At 62.6% G+C, this 22,019-nt stretch carries 20 protein-coding genes and 1 tRNA gene; 5 read left to right on the top strand and 16 right to left on the bottom strand.

Annotation, left to right across the window (positions count from 1 at the left end; genetic code table 11):
* The first annotated feature begins 1 nt into the window (after position 1).
* The gene (hypF, locus tag DAES_RS11930; protein WP_013515281.1) at positions 2-2,329 is read left to right on the top strand and encodes a carbamoyltransferase HypF; all 2,328 of its coding nucleotides are present in this window, start codon (positions 2-4) and stop codon (positions 2,327-2,329) included.
* 82 nt (positions 2,330-2,411) lie between these two features.
* Here hypF and DAES_RS11935 read toward each other — a convergent pair whose 3' ends face one another.
* The 4 genes from DAES_RS11935 to ispG form a co-directional block, all read right to left on the bottom strand.
* Positions 2,412-3,596 carry a phosphoglycerate dehydrogenase gene (locus DAES_RS11935; RefSeq protein WP_013515282.1) on the bottom strand — a complete coding sequence of 395 codons (1,185 nt, stop codon included), beginning with the start codon at positions 3,594-3,596 and terminating at the stop codon, positions 2,412-2,414.
* A 15-nt stretch (positions 3,597-3,611) separates the two neighbouring features.
* Complete coding sequence (locus DAES_RS11940) at positions 3,612-4,754, bottom strand: pyridoxal-phosphate-dependent aminotransferase family protein (protein WP_013515283.1); 1,143 nt, start codon at positions 4,752-4,754, stop codon at positions 3,612-3,614.
* A 344-nt stretch (positions 4,755-5,098) separates the two neighbouring features.
* Complete coding sequence (locus DAES_RS11945) at positions 5,099-6,838, bottom strand: proline--tRNA ligase (protein WP_013515284.1); 1,740 nt, start codon at positions 6,836-6,838, stop codon at positions 5,099-5,101.
* 3 nt (positions 6,839-6,841) lie between these two features.
* On the bottom strand, positions 6,842-7,912 hold the full coding sequence (gene ispG / locus DAES_RS11950) for a flavodoxin-dependent (E)-4-hydroxy-3-methylbut-2-enyl-diphosphate synthase (RefSeq protein WP_013515285.1): 1,071 nt from the start codon (positions 7,910-7,912) through the stop codon (positions 6,842-6,844).
* A gap of 158 nt (positions 7,913-8,070) precedes the next feature.
* Here ispG and DAES_RS16980 point away from each other — a divergent pair, with 158 nt between their 5' ends.
* Positions 8,071-10,032 (top strand): methyl-accepting chemotaxis protein, encoded by a 1,962-nt coding sequence (locus tag DAES_RS16980; RefSeq protein ID WP_013515286.1) that lies wholly within the window; start codon positions 8,071-8,073, stop codon positions 10,030-10,032.
* Positions 10,033-10,099: 67 nt separating this feature from the next.
* Here DAES_RS16980 and DAES_RS11960 read toward each other — a convergent pair whose 3' ends face one another.
* From DAES_RS11960 to DAES_RS11990, 7 genes are all read right to left on the bottom strand, one after another.
* The gene (locus DAES_RS11960) at positions 10,100-10,540 is read right to left on the bottom strand and encodes a 4Fe-4S binding protein (RefSeq protein ID WP_013515287.1); all 441 of its coding nucleotides are present in this window, start codon (positions 10,538-10,540) and stop codon (positions 10,100-10,102) included.
* A 12-nt stretch (positions 10,541-10,552) separates the two neighbouring features.
* Positions 10,553-11,632 (bottom strand): hydrogenase large subunit, encoded by a 1,080-nt coding sequence (locus tag DAES_RS11965; protein ID WP_013515288.1) that lies wholly within the window; start codon positions 11,630-11,632, stop codon positions 10,553-10,555.
* A gap of 12 nt (positions 11,633-11,644) precedes the next feature.
* Complete coding sequence (locus DAES_RS11970) at positions 11,645-12,013, bottom strand: NADH-quinone oxidoreductase subunit C (protein WP_013515289.1); 369 nt, start codon at positions 12,011-12,013, stop codon at positions 11,645-11,647.
* A 24-nt stretch (positions 12,014-12,037) separates the two neighbouring features.
* Positions 12,038-12,481 (bottom strand): NADH-quinone oxidoreductase subunit B family protein, encoded by a 444-nt coding sequence (locus DAES_RS11975; protein ID WP_013515290.1) that lies wholly within the window; start codon positions 12,479-12,481, stop codon positions 12,038-12,040.
* Between the two features lie 3 nt (positions 12,482-12,484).
* Complete coding sequence (locus tag DAES_RS11980) at positions 12,485-13,333, bottom strand: respiratory chain complex I subunit 1 family protein (protein ID WP_013515291.1); 849 nt, start codon at positions 13,331-13,333, stop codon at positions 12,485-12,487.
* On the bottom strand, positions 13,333-15,228 hold the full coding sequence (locus tag DAES_RS11985; protein WP_013515292.1) for an NADH-quinone oxidoreductase subunit 5 family protein: 1,896 nt from the start codon (positions 15,226-15,228) through the stop codon (positions 13,333-13,335). Before DAES_RS11985 ends, DAES_RS11980 begins: the two co-directional genes overlap by 1 nt.
* A 331-nt stretch (positions 15,229-15,559) precedes the next feature.
* Positions 15,560-16,237, bottom strand: a complete 678-nt coding sequence (locus tag DAES_RS11990; protein WP_013515293.1) for a phosphoadenosine phosphosulfate reductase family protein — start codon at positions 16,235-16,237, stop codon at positions 15,560-15,562.
* Positions 16,238-16,339: 102 nt separating this feature from the next.
* Between DAES_RS11990 and DAES_RS11995 the strand changes: the two genes are divergently transcribed.
* The 3 genes from DAES_RS11995 to DAES_RS17370 all read left to right on the top strand — a co-directional run bounded on the left by DAES_RS11995 (position 16,340) and on the right by DAES_RS17370 (position 17,999).
* On the top strand, positions 16,340-16,780 hold the full coding sequence (locus DAES_RS11995) for a pyridoxamine 5'-phosphate oxidase family protein (RefSeq protein ID WP_013515294.1): 441 nt from the start codon (positions 16,340-16,342) through the stop codon (positions 16,778-16,780).
* Between the two features lie 51 nt (positions 16,781-16,831).
* A tRNA-Arg gene (locus tag DAES_RS12000) sits at positions 16,832-16,908 on the top strand.
* A gap of 380 nt (positions 16,909-17,288) precedes the next feature.
* On the top strand, positions 17,289-17,999 hold the full coding sequence (locus DAES_RS17370; protein ID WP_013515295.1) for a DUF4136 domain-containing protein: 711 nt from the start codon (positions 17,289-17,291) through the stop codon (positions 17,997-17,999).
* A gap of 190 nt (positions 18,000-18,189) precedes the next feature.
* Here DAES_RS17370 and DAES_RS12005 read toward each other — a convergent pair.
* The 5 genes from DAES_RS12005 to DAES_RS12030 all read right to left on the bottom strand — a co-directional run bounded on the left by DAES_RS12005 (position 18,190) and on the right by DAES_RS12030 (position 22,016).
* Positions 18,190-19,325, bottom strand: a protein-coding gene (locus tag DAES_RS12005) for an IS3 family transposase (protein ID WP_157864856.1) whose coding sequence is annotated in 2 segments (ribosomal slippage) — positions 18,190-19,070 and positions 19,070-19,325 — 1,137 coding nt in all. Because the reading frame shifts where the segments join, the coding sequence is not laid out codon by codon here.
* 390 nt (positions 19,326-19,715) lie between these two features.
* A complete protein-coding gene (locus DAES_RS12015) occupies positions 19,716-20,513 on the bottom strand; it encodes a DNA adenine methylase (protein WP_013515298.1) in 798 nt (265 codons plus the stop codon).
* A 155-nt stretch (positions 20,514-20,668) separates the two neighbouring features.
* Positions 20,669-20,884: a TraR/DksA C4-type zinc finger protein gene (locus DAES_RS12020; RefSeq protein ID WP_013515299.1), complete on the bottom strand. Its 216-nt coding sequence runs from the start codon at positions 20,882-20,884 to the stop codon at positions 20,669-20,671.
* A 4-nt stretch (positions 20,885-20,888) separates the two neighbouring features.
* Complete coding sequence (locus DAES_RS12025; RefSeq protein ID WP_013515300.1) at positions 20,889-21,206, bottom strand: hypothetical protein; 318 nt, start codon at positions 21,204-21,206, stop codon at positions 20,889-20,891.
* A 9-nt stretch (positions 21,207-21,215) separates the two neighbouring features.
* A complete protein-coding gene (locus DAES_RS12030) occupies positions 21,216-22,016 on the bottom strand; it encodes a hypothetical protein (protein ID WP_013515301.1) in 801 nt (266 codons plus the stop codon).
* Between the last annotated feature and the right edge of the window lie 3 nt (positions 22,017-22,019).

A 22,019-nucleotide genomic window follows, 5' to 3' on the forward strand; every position in this document is an offset into this window, starting at 1 on the left:
CATGTCCTTGCTCTTGCGTCACCGCTTCATCGTCACCGGGCAGGTGCAGGGGGTCGGATTCCGGCCCTTTGTCTATCGCATCGCCGCTGCCAACGCGGTCACGGGCACGGTCAACAATTCGAGCCAGGGCGTGATCATCGAGGTGCAGGGCACGGCGGAGCAGGTGGAAACCTTTGGCTTTGACCTGACCGACAAGCTGCCGCCCCTGGCCCGAGTGGTCAGTCTGCACGCGGAACCCACAGACCCGGTGGCCGACGAAAGCGGCTTCACCATCCTCAAATCCACGGGCGGGGCAGGACATTCGGTGCTCATCAGCGCGGACGTGGCCACCTGCCCGGACTGCATGGCCGACATCGCCACCCCCGGCAACCGCCGCCACCGCTATCCTTTCACCAACTGCACCAACTGCGGCCCGCGCTACACCATCACCCGCTCCATTCCCTACGACCGGCCCATGACCTCCATGGCCTGCTTCCCGCAGTGCCCACAGTGTCAGGCCGAATACGACGACCCCATGGACCGCCGCTTTCACGCCCAGCCCAACGCCTGCCCGGCCTGCGGCCCGCAGGTGTGGCTGACCGACCCTGCCGGGACCACCCTGGCCAGGGGCGACGAGGCCATACGGATGCTGGCCGAGGCGCTGGCCCAGGGACGCCTCGCGGCGGTCAAGGGGCTGGGCGGTTTCCACCTGGTCTGCGACGCCGCGTCGGACAAGGCCGTGGCCGAGCTGCGCCGCCGCAAGCACCGGCCCGACAAGCCGCTGGCGGTCATGCTGGCCGACCTGGAAGCAGTGCGGCAGTTGGCCGTGGTAGTGCCCGCCGAAGAGCCGTGGCTGACCGGCATCCGCAGGCCCATTGTCCTGGCCGCCAAGCGCGAGCCGCTGGCCGTGTCCCCCCTGATCGCGCCAGACACGAATTTCCTCGGAGTGATGCTCCCCTACACGCCGCTCCACCACATCCTGCTCGACACCTTTGCCCAGGCGGGCGGAAGCGAGATTCCGGCCCTGGTCATGACCTCGGGCAACCTGTCGTCCGAGCCCATTGCGCTGGGCAACCGCGAGGCCCTGGCCCGACTGGGCGAACTGGCCGATCTTTTCCTGCTCCACGACCGCGACATCCTCATCCGCACCGATGACTCGGTGGTGCGGGTCAACCCGGCCTCTGGCGGGCCGGTGCTGCTGCGCCGGGCGCGCGGCTTCGCGCCCGAGCCGGTCTTCCTGGCCGAGCCCGGCCCCACGGTGCTCGGCACCGGCCCGGAGCTGAAATGCACCCTGACCCTGACCAAGGGCGATCAGGCCTTCCCCAGCCAGCACATCGGCAACATGGCCAACCTCGAAACCCTCGCCTTCTATCGGGAAATTCTCGACCACATGCAGGACATCCTGCGCGTCAGGCCGGAGCTCATCGTCCGCGACCTGCACCCGGACTACATGACCAGCGCCCTGGCCGAAGAGCTGGGCCAAACCCTGGACATCCCGGTCATCAAACTCCAGCACCATGTGGCCCACATCCACGCCGTGCTGGCCGAGAACAAGTTCACGGACCCGGTCATCGGACTGGCCCTGGACGGCACCGGCCTTGGCGAGGACGGAACCATCTGGGGCGGCGAATGTTTGATGGTCGATCCGGAAAGCCTGGAACACCAGCGGCTGGCGCACTTCTCCCACATCCGGCTGCCCGGCGGCGAGGCTGCGGTGCGGCAGCCGTGGCGCATCGCCCAGGCCGCCCTGTGGGAGCTGGGCGTGACCGCGCCGGGCGCGTACCCCTGGCCCTGGCTCGCCCAGTTCGAGCAGGAGAGCGCATTTCTGCCCCAGATGCTCACAAGGGGCGTCAACTCGCCGCGCACCAGCAGCTGCGGACGCCTCTTTGACGCCGTGGCCGCCCTGTGCGGACTGACCTCGGCCATCTCCTACGAGGGACAGGCCGCCATCCTGCTGGAAAAGGCGCAGGACATGACCGAGACCGGAGCCTACCCCTGCCCGCTCAAATCGGCTGATCCGGTCTCGCTGAACACCCTGGAGTTGGTGGCCGCAGCCCTCGACGACCTGGGCCAGGGCGTGCCGGTTGGCACAGTGGCCCGGCGCTTCCACCTGGGGCTGATCAACGGTTTGACCGAGATGGCCTTTGCCTTCTCCACCCTGCTCGACATCCACCACGTGGCCCTGTCCGGCGGAGTCATGCAGAACCTGACCCTGGCCGCCGAACTGCCGCGCGCCCTGGAACGCGCCGGGCTCATCCCCCTGGTCCACCGCCACCTGCCGCCCAACGACGGCTGCATCTCGCTCGGCCAGGCCGTCTGGGGCCAGCGTTACCTGCGGCTGCACGAATAACCAGCCTCTTCCGCCTGACCGACGACACGAAAAAAGGCCGGAACTCGCGTCCCGGCCCTTGATATCTCCATGCTATTACAGGCTACAAGGAGACCCGGCTCACGCCTTTGATGGCGGTCAGTGCTTCGCGCACCGCATCGCCCGGCTGGGTGTGGACGATGTACACGGTCTGGACCTGATCGCCCAGGCGGCGGGAGTTGTTCTCGCGGATGTTGACCCCCATCTCGCCCATGACCGTGCCGAATTTGCCGAACATGCCGGGCGTGTCCTCATGGGTGATGAAGATGGTGTAGACATCCGAGCCCTCGTCATCCACGGTCTGGCCGACGTTGACCGAGTTGTTGAACTCGCCGCGCCGCAAGTAGCCGGTGACCACCTCGGCGATCTCCAGGCCGGTGCGGATGCCCGCGTTGCGGGTGGACGCGCCCAGGTGGGCGGACAGGACGATGTTGTCCAGCTCGCGCAGCTTGCACTCAAAGGGCATGCCCTCGCGCTTGGGCTCTGTCTCGTAGCAGTCGAGCGCGGCCCCGGCGATGGTGCCGGTCTTCAGCGCGTCATACAGAGCATCCTCGCTGACGTTCCTGCCGCGCGAGGCGTTGATCAGGAAGGCGGTGTCCTTCATGATCTTCAATTCTTCCTCTTTGATGACCGGCTCGGCGCCGCCGCAATGCAGGCTGACGAAATCGGACCGCTCCAGCAGCTCGGGAACTGTGTCCACGTATTCAAGGGGGGCGTCGATGGAGCGGTACAGGTCAAAACCGATGACCTTCATGCCCAGCGCGCCCGCCTTGCCAGCCAGGGCCTGACCGATGCGACCGCAGCCGATGATGCCCAGCGTCTTGCCGAACAGTTCCACCCCGCTGAACCGCTTCTTGTGCCAGACGCCGTCCATGAGGGTGTGGTGGGCAAAGGGCACGCGCCGGGCGATGGCGAACATCAGGCCCAGGGCGTGCTCTGCCGTGGCGTTGGTGTTGCCGTTGGGCGCGAACTTGACGATGACGCCAAGCTCCTTGGCCGCTTCAAGGTCAATGTTGTCCGTGCCCACGCCGCCGCGGCCCACGATCTTGAGCCGACCGCCGTCGCGCACGCCCGCTTCGAGCACGGCGCGGGTGACCTTGGTGGCCGAGCGCACCAAAAGCGCGTCAAAGGAACCGATCTCGCTGATGAGGTCGTCCTCGTCGCGCTTCTCGGTCTCGATGGTGAATCCTTCCTTTTTCAGATACTTGACGGCCTCGTCCACCAGCCCGTCGTTGGCAAGTATGCGCATGGCGTCTCCCCCCGGTTATTGAAGTTTCTTCAGTTCGGCTTCGAGCTTGCCGAGGTATTCGGCGAGCATGTCGGGCGTGATGTCGCCCATGTGGCCTACCCGGATGACCAGACGGCGGCCCTCGGCCTCAAGGGCGGCGTTGAGCTTGCCGTAGCCGGGATCCATCAGATACCCCTGCCCGCGCAAAGACTCCTTGACGCCCTTCTTGAGCTGGCCCGTGGTCACCCCTGCCGGACAGAGCACGGCAGACACCGTGGGCGAGCGATAGCCCTTGGGCGCGAACATCTCAAACCCGTCAAGTCTGGACACCCACGCCTCGACCATGCCCCGCATCTCGGCATGCCGGGCAAAGCGGTTGGCGACACCCTCCTCCTTGACGATGCGCTCCAGCTGCACGCACATCTGGTTGGCCAGGGTGCAGTTGGGAGTGGTCAGGGTCTGGTTCTTGCGGGCGCGCTCCAGCTGCTTGGTGATGTCCGTGGTGTGGCCCTTGCAGGTCACGGTCTTGGACTTTTCCTCGGCCTCGCGGCTGATGAAGCCGATGCCGAACCCGGCGGGCAGGGCCAGGGACTTCTGGGTGGCCGTGGAGTACATGGCCGCCCCGGAGTTGGCGAGGTCCAGGTCCGCGCCGCCGAAGATGGACACGCCGTCCACCAGGGGCATGGCGCCGTGTTTGCGGATCAGGGCGCAGACCGCCTTCATGTCGTTGGTCACACCGGTGGAGGTCTCGTTGTGGGTGAAGGAGACCACGGCAGGCTTGAGCTCGACCAGCTTCTTTTCCAGCACAGCCATGTCGATGGCCTGCCCGTAGTCGAACTTGAGATTCTCGGCTTTTTTGCCGTTGGCCACGGCGATATTGTAGTAATGGTCGCCAAACGCGCCCACGGACACGTTGAGCAACGTCTCGCCCTCGGCCACCAGGGAGCGGATGGACGCCTCCATGGCCGTGGAGCCGGAGCCAAGGAACAGGACCGGCTCGTAGGCGGCACCCGCCCCGGCCAGTATCCTCAGATTCTCCCGGATGGGACCGAAACGCAGGTCGTTCTCGGTGTCGCGATGCCCGAACTCGGGCAGCAACGCGGCCTGCTTGACATCGTCCCGAATATAGGTCGGGCCGGTAATGAACAATTTCAAAGGCGCAAAATTCGGCTTATTCATGGATCGTGTCCTTCACTGAATTTAACGGAAAGGGAAAACCCCGACCACCGTTCCAAAAATGTCCCCGTTCATATAACGGGACCGGCCCAATGTCCAGACAGGCCACAATGTCGCTGATTATTCCCCTGCCACTCCAATTCCCAGAACATCATTCTCTCCCCCACCAACCTCCCCACCATTCACTCCCAAAACCCCGCCCCCTTCCCAAAAAACTTCGGCCAGCCTGTCCCGAGGGGCAGGCTGGCCGATTCATCTCTTCAGCGCCGCAGGTTCGCCTGGGGTCACAGGCTCCCGGCCCTTGACGGGTCCAGGGCAGCGCCCTGGCCGCCAGAGGCATTCCTCCCCTACAATTCCAGCCCCCAGCGGCACCAAATCTCCTTGCGCCAGGCGGTGAACGCCTCGGCAAAGCCGTTGATGGGCAGTTCGATCTTTTCGCCGGTCTTGCGATCCTTGGCCTCGACGATGCCGCTTGCCAGCCCCTTGCCGCCCAGGACCAGCTGCATGGGGTAGCCGATGAGGTCGGCCTCGGCAAACTTGACGCCGGGACGTTCCTTGCGGTCATCAAAGCAGGCGTCCACACCAAGAACGCGGAGCTGCTCATAGAGCTCGGCCGCCTTGGCGTCCACGGCCTCGTCCTTGCCGCCCAGGGAGATGAGCACGGCCTCGAACGGCGCGATGGAGGGCGGGAAGCAGCAGCCTGCCTCGTCGTTGTTCTGCTCGATGGCCGAGGCCACGATACGCGAGACCCCGATGCCGTAGCAGCCCATGACCATGTATTGGGTCTTGCCGTTCTCGTCGAGGAAGGTGGCTTCCATCTTCTTGGAATACTTGAGGCCGAGCTTGAAGACGTGGCCCACCTCGATGCCCTTGGTGAACTCGATTTCGCTGCCGCACTCCGGGCAGGGATCGGTGGGTTCAATGACGCGCAGGTCGGCGAATTTCTCGATCTTGCAGTCGCGGCCCAGGGAGAGGTGGCGGACATGGGTGTCGGCACCGTTGGCTCCGGCCACCCAGTCGGTGGCGAGGCAGAGCTCGGCATCGGCGTAGACCGGCACGCCCTCGGCCAGCCCGACGGGTCCGGCAAAGCCCACGGGCGCGTTGGTGAGCTTGCGCACCAGGGCTTCGTCGGCCAGCTCGATCTCGTTGCCGCCCACGATGTTGCGCAGCTTGACATCGTTGACTTCGCGGTCGCCGCGCACCAGGGCGGCCACGGGGTTGCCGTCCACCACAAAGAGCAGGGTCTTGATGAGCGTGTCGGCGGTGATGCCGAGAAAGGCGCAGACCTCGTCCACGGTATGCCGGTCGGGCGTCTCCACCTGCTCGATGGGCGGGCACGGGGCGTTGCACAGGCACTCGCCCTGAGGCACGGCCACCTTGGCCTTTTCGAGATTGGCCCCGAACTGGCAGGATTTGCAGGAGGCGATGGTGTCCTCGCCGGTGTCGGCCAGGACCATGAACTCATGGGAAAAATCGCCGCCAATGGCCCCGGAGTCGGCCTGGACCGGCTTGAAGCGAAGCCCGATGCGCGAGAACGCGGCCTTGTACGCCTCGAACATGGCCCAGTAGGACGTCTCGGCCCCGGCCTCGTCGCGGTCAAAGGAGTAGGCGTCCTTCATGATGAATTCGCGACCGCGCATGAGGCCGAAGCGGGGTCGGATCTCGTCGCGGAACTTGGTCTGGACCTGATAGAGATTGATGGGCAGCTGCTTGTAGGACTTGATCTCGCCGCGCACGAGGTCGGTGATGACCTCCTCGTGGGTGGGTCCGAGACAGTAGTCGCGGCCATGGCGGTCCTTGAGGCGCAGGAGCTCCTTGCCGTAGTAGTCCCAGCGTCCGGTCTCCTGCCACAGGTCGGCGGGCTGGACCATGGGCATGGACACTTCCATGGCCCCGGCCCGGTCCATCTCCTCGCGCACGATGCGGGCCACCTTGTTGATGGAGCGCAACCCCAGCGGCAGGTAGTTGTAGATGCCGCTGGTCAGCTTGCGGATCATGCCCGCACGCATCAGAAGCTTGTGCGACACGACCTCGGCGTCTGCCGGGTCTTCCTTGAGGGTCGGGATGTAATAGCGGGAAAGACGCATGTATTATGATCTCCTTTCGCGTAAGAACGCTTCGATTTCCTTCATGAATTCCGGCAGCAGGTTGGCATCGCCCCGGACCTTGCGCACGACCTCGCCCCTTCTGAAGATGATGCCCAGGCCGCGGCCGCCCGCGATGCCGATGTCCGCCTCGCGCGCCTCGCCCGGCCCGTTGACCACGCAGCCCATGACGGCCACGGTAAAGACCTCCTCCACCCCGCGCAGGGCTTCCTCCACCTGCTCGGCCAGGGTGATGAGGTTGATCTCGGTGCGCCCGCAGGTGGGGCAGGAGATGATCTCCGGCCCGCGCTGGCGCAGGCCCAGGGCGCGCAGGATCTCGTAGGCCACGCCGATCTCGGCCACCGGGTCGTGGGTCAGGGAGACGCGCAGGGTGTCGCCGATGCCCTCCCACAGCAGGATGCCCAGGCCCACGGCGGATTTGACCGCCCCGCGCACCAGGGTTCCGGCCTCGGTGATGCCGATGTGCAGCGGGTAATCCACCCGCTCGGCCATGAGCCGGTAGGCGGCGATGGTGTTCAGCACCGACGAGGTCTTGAGCGAAATCTTGATGTCCGTGAAACCGCGCCGCTCCAGCATGGCCACATGGCGCAGGCCGGACTCGACCATGGCCTGGGGCGTGGGTCCGCCGTGGCGATGCAGCAGGTCTTTCTCCAGCGAGCCGCCGTTGACGCCGATGCGGATGGGCACCCGGCGCTCCAGGGCGGCGCGGACCACGATGTCCACCTTGGATTCGTCGCCGATGTTGCCGGGATTGATGCGCAGGCCGTCCATGCCCGCCTCAAGCGCGGCCAGGGCCAGCCGGTGGTCGAAATGGATGTCCGCGATGAGCGGCACCGGGGAACTTGCGCGGATGGCCGCAAGGGCGGCAGCGGCCTTGTCGTCGGGCACGGCCAGACGCACGATCTCGCACCCGGCCTCGGCCAGGCGGGTGATCTGGGCGACCGTGCTCAGGACGTCTCGGGTGTCGGTGTTGCACATGGACTGGACGCGGACCGGGTTCTCGCCCCCGATGCCGACGCCGCCGATGTCCACGGCCCTGGTCTGTTTTCTTTCCATTGGGAGAGGGACATTACGCAATTTCCCGGCGCAAGCCAAGGGGCGCTTTGTCACCGTCCCGTCATGCGAATATAATTGTTCTCGCATGAAAAACGGCTAGAGTTTTAGGAGAACGGGTCTTTGGGCTCGCCCTCAAAATTCCCAAGGGGAGGAAATCCATGCATCTTTCAATCCGAGCCAAAATCATCTCAACAGTGTCCGGATCGCTGCTGCTCCTGTGCGCCGCCATTCTCACGGTCAGCCTGAGCACCACCTACAGCGATTCACTACACTACAGCACCAATTCCGCCGAGGGTCAGTTGGAGCATATCGACGGAACCATTTCCATGTACATGCAGGAAGCGCTGAACAATACGGTCATGATGGCCAAGGATCCGCGCGTGCTCAGGATAGACGAAATCCTGACCTCGTACATCGACAGGAAGGAGGACAGGGTTGATGTCACGCCCTGGCCAGAGGATACACTGGGTCGGGAGATTCGCGGTTTCTACCAGATGATCCTTGGTTCCCACGCCAGCTACAAGGACTGTTATGTGGGCACGGCCAACGGCTCCTTCATCATCGGCGGCAACGATCCCATGCCCGGCGGCTATGATCCGCGCGCGCGTCCCTGGTACAAGGAGGCGGCGGCCCAGCCGGATAAGGCCATTGTCTCCAAGGCGTATGTCTCCACCACTGGCGACGCCATGGTCTCCACGGCCAAGGCGGTCCAGGGGGATGGCAAGATAGTCGGTGTGGCGGCCATGGACATCTCCCTGTCGCAGTTGACCAAGCTGATCACCTCCATCAAGCTCGGCAAGACCGGCTATGTCATGCTCGTGCAGGACGACGGCGTGATCATCGCCGACCCAAAGAATCCTAACAACAACTTCAAGAACGTCAGCGAACTGCCAGACACAGGGTACGCGGCTATTTTTGCCATGAATTCCGGCAGTATTGCTGAAACCCTTGGCGGCGTGGAGAGTCTGGCCGTGGTGCGGACCTCGCCCACGCTCAAGTGGAAGTTCATCGCCATCATCGAGACCTCCGAGATCACGGCCCCGGTCTGGGCCAACGGCCTGAGCGTCACCGGGCTGTCGCTGGCCGCGCTGATCGCCATCGCGGCGGCCATATGGTTCTACATGAACAGGCTGGTCAGCAACCCGCTGCGCAGCGTGGCGGACATCCTCGCCCTGGCCGCCGACGGCGACTACACCACCCGGGCCAGGGCCGACCGCCAGGACGAGATCGGCGACATCATGAACGCCCTGAACACCATGTCGTCCAAGCTCTCCGAGGTAGTTGGCGAGGTCATGGAAGGCAGTGCCAATGTGGCCTCCGGCAGCGAGGAGCTCTCCGGCACGTCGCAGGCGCTCTCCCAGGGGGCCACCCAGCAGGCTGCCGCGCTGGAGGAGGTCTCCTCGTCCATGGAGCAGATGGCGGCCAACATCCGGGCCACCACGGACAACGCCCACCAGACCGAATCCATCGCCAGGAAGGCGGCGGAAAGCGCCAGAATCGGCGGCACGGCAGTGGCCGAGACCGTGACCGCCATGAAAAAGATCGCGGAAAAAATCTCCATCGTCGAAGAGATTGCCCGCCAGACCAACCTGCTGGCGCTCAACGCGGCCATCGAGGCCGCGCGCGCCGGGGAGCACGGCAAGGGCTTCGCCGTGGTCGCCGCCGAGGTGCGCAAGCTGGCCGAGCGCAGCGGCACGGCGGCCTCCGAGATCAGCGAGCTGTCGTCCAGCAGCGTCGAGGTGGCGGTCAAGGCGGGTGAGATGCTCGGCGACATGGTCCCGGACATCGAGAAGACCGCCGAACTGATCCAGGAAATATCCGTGGCCAGCAGCGAGCAGAACACCGGGGCCGAGCAGATCAACGCCGCGCTGCAACAGCTCGATCAGGTGGTGCAGCAGAACGCGGCCGCGTCCGAGGAAATGGCCTCCACCTCCACGGATTTGGCCAACCAGGCCCACGGGCTGCAACAGGTGACCTCCTTCTTCAAGGTGGCCGGAAACGACATGGTTTCCCGGCCAAACGGACACGTCGGCAGGCTGACCAGCCGAGCTGCGGCAAAGCCCAAGCCCCTTCCATCAGGCGGCACGAGCCCGGATGACACGGAGTTCGAGCGTTTCTAAACGCGACACAGGAAACGCCCCGGCCTCATGCGAGACCGGGGCGTTATTCGTGGCAGGCGCTCAGGCGCTATTTCTTCTTGGACTCGGCCTTGTCGGCGTCGTCCGCCTTCGGCTCGGCCTCGGCCTTGGAGGTTTCAGCCTTGGGAGCGGTCTCGGCAGCCTTCTTCTTGGGCTTGGGCGGCTCGCCCTTCTCGACCATCATGGTTTTTTCGGTCAAGGGCTTGCGGTGCACGTCCTTCATGTGCAGGCACTTGGTCGGGCAGGTGTCCCGGCAGATGCCGCAGTAGACGCAGGCGTGGGGGTCGCAGGTCCAGAGCCCCTGCTCCTTGTCCACCTCGATGCACTGGCTGGGGCACTTGCGGGCGCAGGTGCCGCAGAAGATGCAGCCGTCGATGTCTATGTACAGCTCGCCCCGATAGTTGGGGAACGGGTCGCGGACAGTGAAGGGATACTGGCGGGTGGCCGGTTTCCTCAGCAGGTTCATGATGACTGTGGGTGTGAAGAGCATGTCGGTCCCTCCTTAACGTTCGGTGCAGCTGATGCACGGGTCGATGGAAAGGACGATGACCGGCACGTCGGCCAGCTCGCAGCCGGGCAGCATGGCCAGCAGCGGCGGGATGTTGGCAAACGTGGGCGTGCGGATGCGCAGCCGGTCAAGGTGCTTGGTGCCATTGCCCTTGATGTAGTAGACGCACTCGCCGCGCGGCTGCTCCACCCGGGTGTAGACCTCGCCCTCGGGCGGGTTGCCCTTGACCTTGGCCGCCAGCTCGCCCTCGGGCAGCTTGGCAATGGCCTGGCGCACGAGGTCCATGGATTGCAGGGTCTCGCGGAAGCGGACCGTGGAGCGCGCCCAGCAGTCGCCCGAGGTCTCGAACACCGGCTCGAAGTCGATCTCCGAGTAGCCGCCGTAGCCGAGCATGCGCATGTCCTGGGCCACGCCCGAACCGCGCAGGGTGGGACCGGCAGCGCCCAGGAGGTAGGCGTTCTCCTTGGAGAGCACGCCCACGCCCACGGTGCGGGCCTTGACCGTGTAGTCGTTCATGATGGTTTCCTGCAGGGCGCGGACTTCCTTCTCCACGATGTCGATCTCGCCCAGAATCCAGCGGATCTGATCGGACGAGAGGTCGGCGCGCACGCCGCCGATGACGTTCACGGACACGATGACGCGGCTGCCGGTGGTGGCCTCGTTGATGTCCATGATCCGCTCGCGGATCTTCCAGAACTGCATGAACAGGGACTCAAAACCAAAGGCATCGGCAAAGAGGCCCAGCCACAGCAGGTGGGAGTGGGTGCGGTGCAGCTCGGACCAGATGACGCGCAGCATCTGGCCGCGCTTGGGCACCTCGATCTCCATGAGTTCCTCGATGGCCTGCGAGTAGCAGACCGCGTGGATCATGGAGCAGATGCCGCAGACGCGCTCGCAGACCTGGATCATCTGGTGGTAGTCGCGGATGTCGGCCAGCTTCTCCAGGCCGCGGTGGACGTAGCCCAGGGCCGGAATGGCCTCCTTGACGATCTCGTCCTCGACCTTGAGGGTCAGGTGGACGGGTTCGGGCAGGACGGGATGCTGCGGGCCGAAGGGAATAACGGTGATAGCCATGTCAGCCTCCCCCTATTGCTTGGGCGCGATCTTGATGTTGGAGACCAGGGGAACCTGGGTCACCTCGGGATCAAGATAGAGCGTGCGGTTGAAGTCAAGGACCAGGCCGTCGAACTTGACGTCCCACTGGTCGCGGATCTCGTTCTCCACCAGCAGCGCGGCGAAATAGACGCCGGAGACGCTCGGGATGGAGGCGTTGCGCTTGACCGACAGGCGCAGGTGAACGGTGTCGAAGTCCTTGTCGAAATGATACAGGATGCCCAGCCCGTCCTCGCCAATCTGGTAGGTCGAGTACGTGACCAGCCTGTAGCCGTCGTTCTTCATCTTCATGACCTCGCCGACAACGGTGTCGATGGTCACTTCTATCACTTTACCTTTCACGATATATCACCTCTTGCGGACAGCCTAGTCGGCTTCTTCCACTTTTTGAGCGAACTTGGCCAGGCCCACGACCACGCCGTCGATGATGGCCTCGGGCTTGGCCGGACAACCGGGGACATAGACATCCACGGGAATGACCTTGTCGACGCCGCCGACCACGTTGTAGGCGTCGCGGAACACGCCGCCGGTATTGCCGCACGCGCCGATGGCGATGACGGCCTTGGGCTCGGGCATCTGGTCGTAGATGTTCTTGAGCACCTTCTTGTTGCGGTGGTTGACCGTGCCGGTCACCAGCAGCACGTCGGCGTGCTTGGGGTTGCCCACGTTGATGATGCCGAACCGCTCCACGTCGTAGAGGGGGGTCAGGCAGGCCAGAACCTCGATATCGCAGCCGTTGCAGCTCCCGCAGTCAAAATGCATGATCCACGGGGACTTGGCGCGAGACTTCTTGATGAATGAACCGAACATAACTTACCCCGCGTACAGCCAGATGAGGTTAACAACGGACATGCCCATGCCAAGCAGCCAGACACGCTTGAGCATCCAGCGCCAGGTCATGCGGGCCATGGTGTTGTCCACCAGGATTTCGAGCATGTAGGTGCCGAGCAGCAGCACGGCCATCCAGACCACGTTGGTGGACCAGAAGAGCGCGCACAGGCCGAGCACCAGCACGGTCTCGTACCAGTGAGCGATTTCGATCAGGGCCAGATACGGGCCGGAGTACTCGGTGAGCACGCCCTTGACCAGCTCCTGGTGCCCGTGGTGGGAGGTGGAGAAGTCGAACGGCGACTTGCGCAGCTTGATGGTCAGGGCAAAGCCCAGCGCCAGGTACAACAGCGGCATCTTGGCCAGCAGGGGCTGCTCCAGCTCCCACACGGCGCTGATGGAGAAGCTGCCGGTGACCAGATAGATGCCCACGAACACGAGGATGAGCACCGGCTCGTAGGCCAGTATCTGCATCAGCTCGCGCTGTGCGCCCACCTGGGAGTACGGCGACTTGGCGGACATGGCGCCCATGACCAGGAACACCGCGCCCACGGCCTGCACGAAGAAGATCACCAGCAGGTCGCCCTGGGCAAAGAAGAGCGCCACGGACACGGCAGCCGCGATCATGTACACCCAGGCGCAGAGGATCTGCCACTGGTTGACGACCATTTTTTCCTTACCGAGCAGCTTGGCCACGTCGTAGAAGGCCTGCATGATCGGCGGGCCCTGGCGGGACTGGAACCAGGCGGTGACCCGGCGATCCAGACCGGCGATCAGGCCGCCGAGAACCGGACCGGCCACAAGGCCGATGATGACGAGAATAAGCGTATCCATTAGAGAGCCCCTCCCAGCATGAGCACGATCAAGGCGACCGCCAGCGCGTTGAAGATGGGCGTGAGCTTGCCTTCGGCGAACAGCTCGCCCAGGTACATATTGCCAGCCGAGAACGGAACCGGGCTGTTCATGGGACCGATGTAGGTGCCCTCGTCACCGGTGTTGGAACCGGAGAGATAGGGAGCCACGATCTTCACCTTACGGAAGCCCGACGCGGCCTTGACCGCGTAGAGCGCGCCAAGCCCCAGGACGATGAACAGCGGCACCACGGCAAAGGAGCCGGTGGCCGCGTCCAGGGAGCCGAAGCTGACGGTGAACGGCGGGGCGTCGAACATGGGGGCCAGCATGGAGTTGTAGATCCACGGCGAGGCCAGGGAGAGGAAGACCGCGCCCAGGCACAGGACCGTGAGCGGCATGCGGATCAGGCCCGCCTGCTTCTCCGGGGCCGCGCCCGCCTCGCGGGTGGCCATGAGCAGACCACCCCAGCGCGCCCAGTAGACCATGGTCAGGGCCGAGCCCATGGCCAGCATGACGATGACATAGATGTTGGCCGATGCGGCCTCCATGGCCATCCACTTGCTCATGAGCACGCCAAAGGGCGGCAGGAGCATGGTCAGGATGCCGATGATGGTGATGGTCGCGGTGCGGGGGAACTTGGCGTACAGCCCGCGCATGTCCTCGATATCGCGCGAGCCGATGGCCTGCTCGATGGCGCCCACGCACAGGAAGAGCAGCGACTTGGAGATGGCGTGGAAGATGATCAGCAGCACCGCGGCGGTGATGGCCAGCGGGGTGTTGAGGCCCGCGCAGCAGATGATCAGGCCGAGGTTGGAGACCGTGGAATAGGCCAGGATCTTCTTGCCGTTGGACTGGCCGATGCACAGGGCGGCGCAGGCCAGGAAGGTGAACGCGCCGCACACGGCCACGCCGTCGGAGAGCAGCGTGCCCGAATAGGCCGGGGCAAACCGCAGGACCACGTAGACGCCCGCCTTGACCATGGTCGAGGAGTGCAGCAGGGCCGAGACCGGGGTGGGCGCGACCATGGCGCCCAGCAGCCAGCTCTGGAACGGCACCTGGGCCGCCTTGGTGAACCCGGCCAGACACAGGAAGCCGACGCCCGTGACCATCAGCGCGCCCTGGGGGCCGCCCGCCAGGATGGCGGAGATGTCGAGCGTGCCCACCTTGGAGTAGACCAGCATCATGCCGAGCACAAAGGCCAGCCCGCCCAGGGAGTTCATCCACAGGGCGCGCACCGAGTTCTTGACCGCGACCTCGGTGGCGTCGTGGCCGATGAGCATGAAGGAGCACAGGGTGGTCACTTCAAAGAAGAAGTAGAGCCACAGGATGTTGTTGGAGAGCACCAGCCCGTTCATGGCGCCCAGGAAGAGCAGCAGGAAGAAGAAAAACTGCGGCTGGCGCGATTTCTTCAGGTGCAGATGCTCCTCGTGTTCCTTCATGTAGGGAATGGCGAAAATGCAGATCAGGGAACCGACGATGGAGATAACCAGGACCATGATCAGGGAGAGCTGATCGCCGGCAAGCGCGGGGACCGCAGCGTGCTTGACCATGACCAGCTCGAACCAGACAAGAAGCGCGGCCTGGGCCAGGGTGAAGCCCTGGATCAGCAGGTTCCTGTGTTTGACACCATACATGAAAATGACGCCCAGCAAGGCGAAATCCAGGACTGTGACCAGGAAATCGCTGGGGATTCCAAGGACCGACCCCACGGTCAGTGGATCAAAGATCCCCTGCCCCAGCAGCGCCAGCGACGCAGCCGTGAGGACCGCGCCGGTGGCCAGCACGGTCAGCGTCCGCACGGCACTGGACCGCACGAAATAGCAGACCGCAGCAGCCACTGCGGGAAGCAGAATGAGAAGAAACAGCAAATTCGACATGATGACCTCGTTTCAGAAGATTGACACGAGTACAACGGACACCAGAAAACGGTTCACCTCCAACCGTTTTCGGATACGAATGCACCAAACCCTTAGCCTAGTAACCAAGGGCTATTAGGGGAAGTTAATTGATTGGTCAAGACCCCTCCAGCGGAAAAGACGCGCAAAAGGAGAGCGTCTAACCTCCTTACTTTTTTGTAAAATTCGGATTAAGAATATCTGCGGTCTGGTCGTGAGCCCTGGGGGAGCGGTTGGCGGAAACGAATTTTTCCCGAATCGGACCGGGACTTTTTCCCGGCCCTGCGCCGGGGTACCACCCCGCGTTCTTATATTAGAAATAGCCGAGGCTGGTCAGGGTGTGCAGGGCGCGCTCCTTGGCCTGGTCGCGTCCGCCGCGCTCGCCCTCGGCTGCACCGGGCAAGGCCGTGCACGGGCGGCAGCCCAGGGAGCGGTAGCCCTGGTCGTAGAGCGGGCAATGGGGCAGGTCGTAGCGGGCGTGGAAGGCCCAGATGTCGGTCTCGGTCCAGTCGAGGATGGGATTGACCATGACATGGGGCGGGTCCTGGCGCGGCTCCAGGGCGAGGCGGCCCGCCCTGTCCGGGTGCTCGTCGCGGCGGATGCCGGTGATGAGGTGGCTGGCCCCGGTCTGGCGCAGGGCGCGGGCCAGGGGCTCGATCTTGAGATCGCGGCAGCAGGCTATGACATCGCGGGCCACGGGGTAACCATCGAGCACCACGCCGGGCCGGGCAATGTGCAGGTCCACGCCCCACCGGGCGGCCAGCTGGTCGCGAAAGGCGATGATCTCCGGAAACTTGCAGCCCGTGTCCAGATTGATGGCCCGGACCGGCCCCAGGCCGTGGTGGTCCAGGAGCGCCTTCCAGATGAACAGGACCACGGTGGAATCCTTGCCCCCGGTCCAGGCCACGCGGATGCGGGCCGGGTCCGGCCCGGCAAGCAGCCCGGCTAGCAGGGTTTCAGTGGCGCGTATGGCGTCGTCCAGGCTGGGCATGGCTCCTCCAGCGTTGAGAGTGGCGGGAAAGGGTCAACCGCGCACGTTATAATTGCGCGCCGACGTTGACTGCCATATATGGGTTGCATGAGCCAAGACAAAATGCAAATCATCGACGACCTGATCCTGAGCCGGGAGCTGTGCGTGCTGGCCACGTCCGACGGCATCGAGCCGTACACTTCCCTGATGACCTACCTCTTCGACCACGCGTCCATGAAGTTCTTCTTCCTGACGCGCCGGGACTCGCGCAAGAGCCGCAACCTGCGCAAATGCCCGCACGTGAGCCTGCTCATCGACAACCGCGACAAGCACCTGCCCAACTCGCCCGACACGGCCACGGCCCTGACCATCCAGGGGGTCTTCATCCCCATCCGCAAGGACCAGACCGTGGACGCGATCATCAAGCGGTTCATCATGAAATACCCTTACATACAGGACTTCGCCACCCACCCGGACACCGAGCTTGTCCGCATCCAGGCCCGGACCGGCCTGCTCCTCCAGGGATTCGAGGACAAATTCGAGACCAAATTCGAGAAATCCTAAAAAATCGCTTGACCTCACGGCCGCCTTGAGCATAAACAGGTCTTCCTTTGCGCGCCCGTAGCTCAGCTGGATAGAGTGCCGGACTACGAATCCGTAGGTCGCACGTTCGAATCGTGCCGGGCGCACCACAAAATCAAGGGACTCAGGATAACACCTGAGTCCCTTTTCCTGTTGCTGGGGGGGGAAGAAATGCTGATGGGACTAGGACTATAGCGCAACCTACATAATAATTAAAACCACACATTCACGGCTTGTTTCCCGACCAAAATCTCCTGACCCATAGTTCGGCACCGTCTCAACGGCTACGATCTTTCAATCGCCTTGTACGTGGGGTGTTTTTGCGGAATAACATCAACGTGATGTGGAAAAGTCCCACTACTTCCCCCGATATCACCAAATGGAACAGGGGAAATAGTCACAAATCACATATGGGTGTTGATCAACCCAATGATATAAGGTACGATTTTCAACAGCACAATCGGTACTCTGGGACCAGTGGAGGTGCGGCGTGCGTTTATGGTCTTTTGGTTTACTAATCCTTGTTGCTTTGTTTGCCTCTGGCTGTTTTGGAAATGGGTATAGGGGAAATGTAGACTCTTATTGCTCAACCCCAATTTATAATGGCATGTCCTACGTCCTCCTCCCCGGCAACAAGGATATTTCAGTAGATGACCTTCAATTCAGAGAGTACGCCTCCTATGTGTCAAGGGCTTTGATAAGCAGAGGAATGCGCCCAGCTGAAGGCAATAGCCCAGCAGACTTAGCGATCTTCGTTGGATATGGCATAAGCGACCCCAAAGTTTCTACCATTACGCGATCAACCCCCGTTTGGGGGCAGACAGGGGTGAGTTCTTCTCATACATACGGGACATTAAACACATACGGCGACTATGGGACTTACCAAGGCACTACGATCTACACGCCTCAACATGGAATCAAAGGATACAGACAGATAACAGAGACTCACACCAATTATACTCGATATCTATTTCTGGATGCCTACGATCTAAAAGAATTCTTGAAATCAAAGAAAGAAGTTCAGGTCTGGAGGGTGACTGTCACTAGCTCCGGAGAAACAAACGACTTGCGTCATGCTATCCCCTTTCTTGTCGCTGGTTCAATGGAGCACCTTGGGACTAATACCGGGCAAAAGGTCGAATTCAAAGTTAGAGAAGGGTCTGACGAATTGCTACTCGTTAGAGGAGCACCTGCCCGTTAAGTACCCCCCATCCACTCACATATAGAGCTTACTGCCATGAAAAATCATATTAACTCTCGCGGCAGCCTTCTTCCTCTTATTATAGCCGCCTACCCCAGCGATCAAGCCTCTTAAGGCTTAGAAGCTGACCAAGCGAGGGCTGCGGCTCTTCGAATCACGGAGCCGCTTCGGCGACTTGATTCGGGTGACCTTACCCCGCCGAGTATACCACCCGTAAGTTTGGGTTCTGGCTGGTCCGGTTTTCTTCATTCATGGTTCTTCCGTATTCCTCTGGGGCCAATCCGCCAAGTGCGCTGTGTGGTCGGGCTGTGTTGTAGTCCTGCCTCCACGCCTCGAGGATGTCCCTAGCCTCTGCGAGTGACTGGAACGCATGGGCGTTCAGGCACTCCTCACGGAATTTGCCGTTGAAGCTCTCCACATGCCCATTCTCCATCGGCCTGCCAGGCCGGATGAATTCCAACTGCACCCCCACGCTGGTCGCCCACTGATCCAGGGCCCTACCCGTGAACTCTGGCCCATTGTCAGAACGCAGATGCTTCGGGTATTCGCCGCGCTGGCGCAATTGCTCCAGCACCCGGACCACGCCCTCGCCCGGAATCGATGAGTCCGCTTCGAGCTTGGGGCAGCGGCGGTCCCACAGGTCAATGATCGTCAGCACCTTGATTCTGCGGCCATTGTCCAGGCTGTCACTCACGAAGTCCATGGCCCACTGCTCATTTGGGCCTGTGGGCGCGGGTTGGACCACCCGCAGGTGGCTCTGGCGCTTGCGCTTTGGCCGCAAGCGCAACGACAGTGCCTCTTCCCTGTACAGCCGCTCAACGCGCTTGTGGTTCACCACCAGACCCTCGCGGCGCAGCAGCAGATAGAGTCGGGGGCATCCGAACCGCCTACGCTCCTCGGCTAGCTCGCGTAATCGCATGCGAAGATCCTTATCGCGATCTGGCGAAGGGACGCGCCGCAACGTCCTGCGATTGAGGTCGGTCAATTGACAAGCCCGCCGCTCGGAGTAGCCGTACACCTCAATAATCTGGCGTGCGGCATGACGGCGAAGGGCGGGCTCAGTCATTTTCGGCCCAGCACCTCTTTGAGCACCTGTATGTCAAGCGCCTGATCGGCCACAAGGCCCTTGAGGCGCCGATTCTCTTCCTCAAGCTGCCGCAACCGTCGGGCCTCGGATACCTCAAGGCCCGCGAATTTGCTGCGCCACTTGTAGAACGTCGTGTCCGTGATGCCGATCTGGCGGCACAGTTCTGCCACAGGACGTCCAGCCTCCGCCTGCTTTAAAAGCCCGATGATCTGCTCTTCCGTGAACCTGCTCTTTCTCATCTTCGTGATCTCCTTTGCCGGAGTCACAAACTTATAGCTGGGATACCAAACGGGGGGAAGGTCACGGGAGCAGCCCCGATTGGATCAGATTCTTGGCCGTAGAGTGCTGCGGCCAAGATGGGAAAGGCCCTTTTCTTTGGTGACTTTCTTTTGGGCCAACAAAAGAAAGTCACCCCGCCGGGAGGGCAATCAAATAAACTGGAGGAGCGCCAGCGACGGCTCTTCCCTTCCTCTCCTCCCTTCCCCTCCCCGCTCCTTCTCCCCTTGATGCCGCGCGCGAAAATTAACTCTGAATTGCGCGATAATTGACCCTGTCCCGGTGTTTCACAGTGTGCAAGAGCATTTCAAAAAAACTGAGGGTGCGCGTCAAGGAGATTGACGCGCACCCTTTTAGTCTTCGCAGAGGCCGAGGAGGCCGCGCTTGGGGGTGTAGTTCATGATCAGCAGTTCGTTGACCGGTTGGTTGCTTCCTCGGCTCACGGTGTAGAGGGTCTCGACCTCCTGCAGGGCGAAGAGGCTGAAGGTCTGGCGGATCTCGGGGGTGTCGTTGATGGACAGGAGAAAACGGCCCTTGAGCCCGGCGAGCTGGGCGGCCATGGCGGAGAAGTCCTCGCGGCTGAACAGCCCCTTGCCGTAGTCATCCTCGCAGCCCCAGTAGGGGGGATCGAGATAGAAGAACGCTCCGGCATCGTCATATCTGGCCAAGTAGTCATGCCAGGGCAGGTGCTCAATGACCACGTTGGTCAGGCGCAGGTGGACCTGCGAGAGCTCCTCCTCCATGCGTACCAGGTTGATGCGCGGGGGAGACGACTTGTCCACCCCGAACACCCCGTCCCTGCGCCCGGCAAAGGCGAGGCGCTGCGTGTAGTAGAAACGTGAGGCCCGTTGGATGTCGGTCAGGCCCCTGGCGTCCTGCTGGCGCTTGAAGTCGTCGAACAGCTCGCGGCTTGTCAGGAGCCATTTGAACTGGCGGCAGAACTCCTCCAGATGGTTTTGCAAAACGCGGTAGAAGGCAACCAGGTCGCCGTTGATGTCATTGAGGCTTTCGAGCCTGGTTTGCGGCTTGCGGAAGAAGACCCACCCGGCCCCGGTGAATGCCTCGCCGTAGCGATCATGGGGCGGCATGAGCTTGATGATCCGGTCTGCGAGGCGGGACTTGCCGCCAAGCCATGGAATGGGCGAATTCACTTGTGTTCCTTTACTTTCTGGCCTTTGCCCTGCTAAGAAAACTCCACCCTGATCAGGGGAATGGAGCAGCTGGCTTTGGCCGGTGGACCGGTGGGCCTACACCGGACCAGTGGGGGCGTTGGCGCGCCCCCGCCTGTTCCTCTTGTCATTATCCTTTATATATGCTCGGCCTCCTCCTGGCAGTCGCGGCAGAGGTTGCAGCCGGGGATGGCGATGAGCCGGGCCGGGGCAATGGGCTCGCCGCATTCGTGGCAGATGGCCACGCCGTCCACCATGGGTGCGCCGGGGCCGATGCGGCGGTCTCTGTTAGCCAGGGCGGCGGCGCGCTCCAGGGCCTCGCATGCCTGGGCCATGTCGACGATGTCAGCCATGTGCCTACTCCACCGCCACGGGCAGCCCGTCCGCGCCCAGGGCGGTGCCAGCGGGCCAGCCGTAGTCGGCCATGAGCAGGGAGGGCACGTCCTCGGCAGGCACGGGCACGCCGCCCGCGTCCTGTTCGGCCTCGAATGCGGCCAGCACACGCCCGTCGTGCTCTGCCATCCAGGCATGGGTCTGCGGGTAGCCCAGGAACCCCTTGTGCTCGAACCGCTCCTCGTCGCGATTGGACAGCCCCCATATCTCGGGCAGCGGGTCGATGCCCGCCACCGGGGCGCGGTAGCCGAGGTCGGTCAGGGTGTATTGCGCGTAATTCATGGAGCCTCCTTATGCGGGGATGTAGCAAGGCCGCTTGGCCAGGGTGAGAGATTTTACAGTCTGGCCTCCTGAATAGTTGCTGCCATAGCTCAAAAACGAGCCGAGGATGCACTTATAAACTCCAGCGTTATAAGCCGTAATCTGGTTTGGCCCGGCAAAATCCTCCGAGAATTGATTGATTGAGAAAGTCAGGAAGTCGGTCAGCTTTGACGGGAATACCTCGTTGTCTTGAAGTATGCCTGCGAAGCATATGCCTTTGGCATAGTCCAAACTGGCGATGGTCATGTAAGGCTGGCCGGTGACGGGCCAGAGTTCATTGGTGGCAGGGAGTTTTAAACCAACCCCCAAGCCCGACACATTGTTTGACGAGCCTGCCGAGAGCGTAAATGTCGAGGAGTTTTTCAGCAGCCGCAAGTCCATGGCTTGAAAGCCAGCCGCGTCTTGGCCCAGCAGGTTGACCAGATATGCGTTGCTTCCAACCAGATTCTTGTGGCGCAGTACCATGGACCATCCCAGTGGGGCCTGGGCAAAGGCGTTGTAAAACGCCATTGTCCCGTAAAACGATTGGAACGTCCCGTCTTGAATGGTTCGATAGGTGCCGTCAGAGCCGGGGTTGGCGTTTTGCGTTAGTACCAGGTCCGCGCCGGTCAGCCCGCCCCCCACGCCCACCTCGTTGGCTCCGGCTGCGCCGGTGAACTCGCAGACGTAGGTGGCGTCGTTCGCCCCATCCTCTGTCCATGGCAGCGGCACAAATTTATATTTGCCCTCAATGCCGCTCTTGCCCTGCCCGCCAAATGCCAATCTGCTCATAGA

Origin of the sequence: Pseudodesulfovibrio aespoeensis Aspo-2 (assembly GCF_000176915.2) — a bacterium.
Classification (GTDB): domain Bacteria; phylum Desulfobacterota; class Desulfovibrionia; order Desulfovibrionales; family Desulfovibrionaceae; genus Pseudodesulfovibrio; species Pseudodesulfovibrio aespoeensis.